The organism is Mycobacterium sp. TH-M25 (genome assembly GCF_057473665.1).
In genome coordinates this window covers 1-7,133 of the sequence record NZ_JBYCLA010000142.1, presented here as the reverse complement: position 1 = coordinate 7,133, position 7,133 = coordinate 1, and the positions used below count along the sequence as shown (strand labels likewise).

7 protein-coding genes are annotated in these 7,133 nt (G+C 69.2%); 6 read left to right on the top strand and 1 reads right to left on the bottom strand.

Annotated elements, in window-relative coordinates; genetic code table 11:
• Positions 1–1,146 (bottom strand): DUF349 domain-containing protein (locus AC2VOU_RS04885; protein ID WP_486956342.1); only part of this gene is annotated, 1,146 nt, incomplete at its 3' end.
• Between the two features lie 251 nt (positions 1,147–1,397).
• Between AC2VOU_RS04885 and AC2VOU_RS04880 the strand changes: the two genes are divergently transcribed.
• The 6 genes from AC2VOU_RS04880 to hflX all read left to right on the top strand — a co-directional run.
• Complete coding sequence (locus tag AC2VOU_RS04880) at positions 1,398–2,309, top strand: DMT family transporter (protein WP_486956341.1); 912 nt, start codon at positions 1,398–1,400, stop codon at positions 2,307–2,309.
• A gap of 67 nt (positions 2,310–2,376) precedes the next feature.
• Positions 2,377–3,276 (top strand): DMT family transporter, encoded by a 900-nt coding sequence (locus tag AC2VOU_RS04875; protein WP_486956340.1) that lies wholly within the window; start codon positions 2,377–2,379, stop codon positions 3,274–3,276.
• Between the two features lie 9 nt (positions 3,277–3,285).
• Entirely contained in the window at positions 3,286–3,972 is a 687-nt protein-coding gene (locus AC2VOU_RS04870) for a class III extradiol ring-cleavage dioxygenase family protein (protein WP_486956339.1), read from the top strand.
• A complete protein-coding gene (gene miaA / locus AC2VOU_RS04865) occupies positions 3,969–4,880 on the top strand; it encodes a tRNA (adenosine(37)-N6)-dimethylallyltransferase MiaA (protein ID WP_486956338.1) in 912 nt (303 codons plus the stop codon). Before AC2VOU_RS04870 ends, miaA begins: the two co-directional genes overlap by 4 nt.
• Before the next feature lie 7 nt (positions 4,881–4,887).
• Positions 4,888–5,748, top strand: a complete 861-nt coding sequence (gene dapF / locus AC2VOU_RS04860; RefSeq protein WP_486956343.1) for a diaminopimelate epimerase — start codon at positions 4,888–4,890, stop codon at positions 5,746–5,748.
• The coding region (gene hflX, locus AC2VOU_RS04855) for a GTPase HflX (protein WP_486956337.1) at positions 5,745–7,133 on the top strand (1,389 nt) is incomplete at its 3' end. The genes dapF and hflX, both read left to right, overlap by 4 nt.

Below are 7,133 nucleotides of genomic sequence, written 5' to 3'. Positions count from 1 at the left end.
CTGCGCCTCGGGGTCGGGTCCCGAGGGCTCGGTGGCGTCACGGACCTTCTTCTCGACCGCGCGCAAGCGCCGCTCGAGGTCGGCCGATTTTTCCCGGGGAACTTTGCCGATCGCGTCCCATTTCTCGCCGATGGCCCGTAGTGCCGCGGTGGCCGCCTTCTGGTTGCTCATGTCGATCTTCTCCGCCTCAGCCAGCAGCGCCTCTTTGGCGGTGGCGTTGGCGTTGAATTCGGCATCCCGCTCGGCGGTCGCGGCGTTGCGGGCTTTGAAGAAGGTGTCCTGCGCGCCCTTGAAGCGGGCCCACAGCGCGTCGTCGACGTCGCGGGCGGCGCGGCCGGCGGCTTTCCAGTCGTCGAGGAGTTTGCGAAATTCCGCGCTGGTGGCACCCCAGTCGGTGGAGTCGACAAGCGCTTCGGCCCGTACGCAGAGCTTCTCTTTGGCCTCGCGGGCCCCGACCCGGCCTCGGTCCAACTCCGCGAAATGTGATCCGCGCCGCCGGTTGAAGGTTTCCCGCGCTGCCGAGTAACGCTTCCACAGCGCGTCGTCGGTCTTGCGGTCCAGCCCGGTGATCGTTTTCCATTCCTCGAGAATCGTGCGCAGTCGGTCGCCTGCGACCTTCCATTGCGTCGAGGTGTTGGCCAGCTCCTCCGCCTCGGCTGCCAAGGCATCTTTGCGTGCGGTCGCCGCGGCCCGATGCTCGTCACGAAGAGCGCGGGCGGCGGCTGCGGCCGCACTGGCGTGCTCGGCGATGGCGGCGAGACGGCGAGTCAGCGCATCGATGTCGCCGAGGACGTTGGCGCTCGGCAACGTCTCGGCCAGCGCCTCAGCGGTGGCTTTGACCTTGCGCGCATCGCCGATACCGGCGGCCAGCCGCTCTTCGAGCAACGTGATTTCGGTGCTCAGGTCATCGAAGCGCCGCCCGAAGTGGGCGAACGCCGCTTCGGTGTCACCCGCTTGCCAGGAACCCACGACGCGTTCGCCTGCCGCGGTGATCAGCCACACCGTTCCGTCATCGTCCACCCGACCGAACATGTGTGGGTCGCTGACCGGCGCTGACGCCACCGGGTGGGCCGGGGGGCGTGGGGTCGGCTTGGGGCCTGGCCGCGGGCCCGGCCGCGGTACTTCGTGTCGCTCGTCGGACGTCATCAACTGCCGTTACCTACCCTTCGCGCGGTTATTGGCCGCACACCTGCCGCGCGTAGCGGCGCCGTCGAAACGAGATACACAGGTCCGTACCCCACCAGTATTGAAGCAGCTTGGCCAGTGAAGCGTTTCGAGTTGGCGGCGCAGTGGCTTCGGCCGGGCCGATATGAGGTAGGTGAAGACGTGTCACCGGCGATGATTCGCTGCTCGCCCCTAGGCTGATAGGTAAAACCGGGGACAAGGGGCGGTGAACCATGTCGAAAGCGGATTTGGCGGTGCTGATCGCGCTGTGCGCCGCTTTGGCATCCGCGGTCGGCGACGTGATTCGTCAGCGGTCTGCTCAGGAGGTCACCGACGCCGACGTCGGCCACCTCGAACTGTTCCGCTTGTCGCTGCGTGACTCACGCTGGTGGATCGGCGGCCTGGGGGCTGTCGCCAATTACAGCCTGCAGGCCGCCGCGCTCGCGATGGGCTCGGTGATGTTGGTGACGGCCTTGCAGGTGACCTCGCTCCTGTTCGCGCTGCCGATTTACGCCCGCCTGGCCCACCACCGGGTGACCCGCTGGGAGTGGACCTGGGCGGTGTTGCTGGCCGGGTCGCTCGCGGTGTTGGTGACGGTCGGAGACCCCGGCGCCGGGGTCGCGCGCGGGTCGACCGTGAGCTGGCTCGCGGTGGCCGCGGTGCTGGGCCCGGTGTTGGTGTTGTGCGTTCTGGGCGCCCGGATCTGGGCCGGCAGCACGCTGGCGCCCGTCCTGTTGGCAGTAGTGGCCGGGTCGTCGCTGGCGTTGTTCGCCGTGCTGACCAAAGGTGCCGTCGGGGCGGCGTCGGGTGGGTTTGGCGCAGTGCTGCGCGCCCCCGAGTTCTATTGTCTGCTGCCGGCGGCGCTGGCGGGAATGATCTTCCAGCAGTCGGCATTTCGCGCTGGCGCATTGACCGCGTCGCTACCGGCGGTGACGGTGACGAAGCCGCTGGTCGCGGCCGTGCTCGGGGTTGTGGTGCTCAGCGAGACGTTGAACGCCGACGGCGCAAGGGGGTTGGCACTTCTCGGCGCCGGGGTGCTGGTGATCGTGGCGACGATAGCATTGGCCCGCGGCGAGGCGGCGACCATGGCGGCGGGCGACGGACGAGACGTCGTTGTAGCCGAGCAGGAGCCGTCGAGTCGTTAGCGACGAGGTTTCCACAGCCCACATCAGTACCGTGGCGGGGTACAAATCGGGCGAGGAGGGTTAAAGCGTGCCGAAGACAGAGCTCGCGGGGTTGCTAGCGATGGCGGCGGCGTACGCGTCGGCGCTCGGTAATGTTGCGCGGCAACGGTCCGCGCACGAGGTCACCGAGGGTCGCGTCGGCTATCTCAGGTTGTTTTTCCTGTCGTGGCGTAATCGGTCTTGGCGGCTCGGAGCGGTCGCGGCCGTTGCCAACTACGGACTGCAGGCCGCGGCGCTCAATTTCGGCTCGGTGATATTGGTGACCGGGCTGCAAGTGACGGCCCTGCTGTTCGCGCTACCCCTTTACGCCCGGATGAGCGGAGTCCGTGTGAGCCGGTGGGAGTGGTGTTGGGCGGCGGTATTGGCCACCGCGCTGGCCGTCATCGTCACCGTCGGGCACCCAGTGGCCGGACATTCGCGCGCGCCGCTGCACACGTGGCTGGTGGTTGCCGCCATCGCGGGTCCGCTGGTTGCGCTGTGCCTACTTGGAGCGCGGCTCTGGCCGGATGGGGGGGTCGCCGCGGTGTTGCTGGCCGCGATCTCGGGTGCGTCGCTGGCGTTGTTCGCCGTGCTGGTGAAAGGCGCGGTCGACGCCGCCGCGGGTGGCATCCTCGCGGTCTTGGCCGCTCCTGAGCTCTACGCCTGCATCGGGGCCGCCGCCGCCGGGATGGTGTTTCAGCAGTCGGCGTATCGACGCGGCCCGCTCAACGCCTCGATGCCGACGATGACGGTGGCCAAGCCGACGGTGGGCGCGTTGTTGGGAATTTTCGTGTTGGGGGAGACCGTGCGTTCCGGCGACGAGACGGTGTTCGTGGTCGGGGTGGCGGTGGCGGTGATGGTGATCGCCACCGCGGCGCTCGCTCGCGGCGAGGCCGCAACGGTCGAAGCGCACACCGACACGTTCGCCGCAACGGCGTCGAACCGCTAGTTTGATGGCGTGTTAGGCGCCATCTCGATCATTCCGTCGGCTCCGGTGCTGATCCCCGAGCTGGCCGGCGCGGCCGCCGACGAGGTCGCGGAGTTACGGGCGGCCACCATCGCCGCCGCCGCCGTGCTGCCGCCGCGCTGGATCATCGTCGGGGTGGGTGCCGCGGACGGTGTCGTCGGCCCGGCGAGTGTCGGCACGTTCGCGGGTTACGGCGCCGACGTACCGGTGCGGTTGTCGCCGCAGGCCGACGGTCCACCGATCCCGATGCCGCTGTGTGCGCTGATCGGCGGTTGGACGCGAGCTCAGGCCCAGCCGGATGCGGTCGCGCAGGTTCGGGTCTACGCCGAGGGCCACGACACCCCGGCCGCGGTAGAAATCGGCCGGCGGCTGCGCGCCGAGACCGACCGGTCGAGCGAGCCGACCGGGGTGCTGGTGGTCGCCGACGGCGCCAACACGCTGACGCCGGCGGCGCCCGGCGGCTACCGGCCCGACGACGCCGACCTGCAGCGTGCCCTGGACGACGCGTTGGCCGGCGGCGATGTCGCCGTGCTGACCCGCTTGCCCGCGCAGGTCGGTGGGCGGGTCGCGTTCGGTGTGCTGGCCGGTCTGGCGGAGCCAGTGCCACGGTCGGCCAAGGAGCTCTGCCGCGCGGCGCCCTTCGGCGTCGGGTATTTCGCCGGCGTCTGGCAGCCGTGAGGCCGCTGGTCATCGTCGGGCCGACCGGGACAGGCAAATCGCAACTGGCCCTTGACGTTGCGGACCGGCTCGGCGGACAGGCGGAGATCGTCAACGCCGACGCGATGCAGTTCTACCGCGGCATGGACATCGGCACCGCCAAACTGCCCGTCTCCCAACGCCGCGGCATCCCGCACCACCAACTCGACGTCCTCGACGTCACAGCCACCGCCACCGTCGCGCGCTATCAGTGCGCCGCCGCCGCCGACGTCGAGGGGATTGCCGCGCGTGGCAACGTTCCCGTCCTGGTGGGCGGGTCGATGCTGTACGTCCAATCGCTACTCGATGACTGGTCGTTCCCGGCGACCGACCCCGCGGTGCGTGCCAAGTGGGAAGAACGGCTCGCCGAGGTCGGCTCCAGCGCGCTGCACGCCGAACTCGCCCGCCGCGATCCCGCCGCCGCGGTGTCGATACTGGCCACCGACGGCCGCCGCATCGTGCGCGCGCTGGAGGTGGTCGAGCTGACCGGCCAGCCGTTCGCCGCGTCGGCGCCGGTGATCGGCGCACCGCGCTGGGACGCGGTTATCATTGGATTAGATTGCGACACAGCGCTTCTCGACGAGCGGCTAGCTCAACGCACTGATGCGATGTTCGAACACGGTCTGGTCGCTGAGGTGATCGGTCTGCTCGGGCGCGGCCTGCGTGACGGTGTGACCGCGTCGCGAGCGTTGGGTTACGCGCAGGTTCTCGAGGATCTCGACGCCGGTGGCGACGGCGCCGGTGCCAGAGCGCCGACATTCGTCGGCACCCGCCGCTACGTGCGACGACAGCGGTCCTGGTTTCGTCGCGACCACCGGATCCGTTGGCTCGATGCCACCGCCGACGGCAACGCCGACGCGGCGGTGAGGGTGTGGCGCCACGTATCCTGAGCAGGTGATCCGATTCGCCAAAGGCCATGGCACCGAGAACGACTTCGTCGTGCTGCATGACCTCGACGCCGCGCTGGCGCTGACCCCGGACGTGGTGTCGGCCTTGTGCGACAGGCACCGCGGCCTGGGCGGCGACGGCGTGCTGCGGGTCACCACTGCGAGAGCGGCACTAGCTGCGGGCGTGTTCGATCGGATGCCCGACGGGCTGCGCGCCGAGGACTGGTACATGGACTACCGAAACGCCGACGGGTCGATCGCGCAGATGTGCGGCAACGGTGTTCGGGTTTACGCGCATTACCTACGGGCCAGCAGGCTGGAAACCCACGACGAGTTCGTCATCGGCTCTCTCGCCGGACCGCGGCCGGTCATTGTGCACCACGTGGACGCCACCCACGCCGATGTCCGGGTCGACATGGGCAAGGCCAATCGGCTGGGGCCCGGGCAAGCCGTTGTCGGTGGCCGGATGTTCAACGGGCTGGCCGTCGATGTGGGCAACCCGCACCTGGCATGCGTTGACTCCGCGCTGACAACCGCGGCGCTCGCGGAGCTGGACGTCGCGGCCCCGGTCAGTTTCGACCACGACCAATTCCCCGACGGGGTCAATGTCGAGATTCTCACGGCCCCCGACGACGGCACGGTGAGCATGCGGGTACACGAGCGGGGCGTGGGCGAAACCCGCTCCTGCGGAACGGGAACCGTCGCCGCAGCCGTCGCGGCGCTGTCGCATCGGGGCGCGACTACCGGCACCCTGACCGTGCGGGTGCCCGGTGGTGATGTCGTCGTGACGGTCACCGAGGCCACCAGCTACCTACGCGGGCCGTCGGTGTTGGTGGCCCGCGGCGAACTCAGCGAGCGGTGGTGGGTATGACCTATCCCGACCTTCCTGCGGCCCCTAGCGCCGGTGATCTCGCGCTCGACGACCGCGCGGCGCTACGCCGTGTTGCCGGGCTGTCCACCGAACTCACCGACATCTCCGAGGTCGAGTATCGCCAGCTGCGACTCGAGCGGGTGGTGCTGGTTGGCGTGTGGACCGACGGCAGCGCCGCCGACGCTGACGCCAGCCTCGCCGAACTGGCCGCGCTGGCCGAAACCGCGGGATCCGAGGTGCTCGAAGGCATGGTCCAGCGGCGCAGCAAGCCTGATCCCTCGACCTACATCGGCTCCGGTAAGGCCGCGGAGTTGCGCGACGTGGTGGCGGCGACGGGCGCCGACACCGTCATTTGCGACGGTGAACTGTCCCCGGCGCAGCTGAACGCGCTGGAGAAGGCCGTCAAGGTCAAGGTGATCGACCGCACCGCGCTGATCCTGGACATCTTCGCCCAACACGCCACCAGCCGGGAAGGCAAGGCGCAGGTGTCGCTGGCGCAGATGGAATACATGCTGCCGCGGCTGCGCGGTTGGGGTGAGTCGATGTCGCGGCAGGGCGGTGGCGCGGGCGGCAGCGGCGGCGGTGTGGGCACCCGCGGACCCGGTGAGACCAAGATCGAGACCGACCGGCGTCGCATCCGCGAACGAATGTCTAAGCTGCGCCGTGAGATCAAGGACATGAAGCAGGTCCGCGACACCCAGCGCAGTCGCCGGCGAAGCAGCGAGGCGCCCTCGATCGCGATCGTCGGCTATACCAACGCGGGCAAGTCCAGTCTGCTCAACGCGCTGACCGGCGCGGGGGTGCTGGTGCAGGACGCGCTGTTCGCAACGCTTGAGCCCACGACCCGCCGTGGACAATTCGACGACGGGCGCGCGTTCGTGGTCAGCGACACCGTCGGCTTCGTGCGGCATCTGCCGACGCAGTTGGTCGAGGCGTTCCGCTCGACGCTGGAAGAGGTTGTCGACGCTGACCTTCTGGTGCACGTCGTCGATGGATCGGACGCCAACCCGTTGGCCCAAATCAGCGCGGTGCGGCAGGTAGTCTCCGACGTCTTCGCCGATCACGACAGTGGACCGGCGCCGGAGCTGGTCGTGGTCAACAAGATCGACGCCGCAACCGACTTGGGGCTGGCCAAGCTGCGTCGCGCCTTGCCCGGGGCGGTGTTCGTCTCGGCCGCGACGGGGGAGGGCGTCGAGGCGTTGCGCCGGCGGATGGCTGACCTGGCGGCGCCGACCGACACCGCGGTGGACGTCGTGATCCCATACGACCGTGGCGATCTGGTTTCCCGTATGCATGCCGACGGCCGTATTCAGGAGACCGAGCACATCAACGACGGAACCCGCATCAAAGCGCGTGTCCCGCTTGCGTTGGCCGCGGCCCTGCGG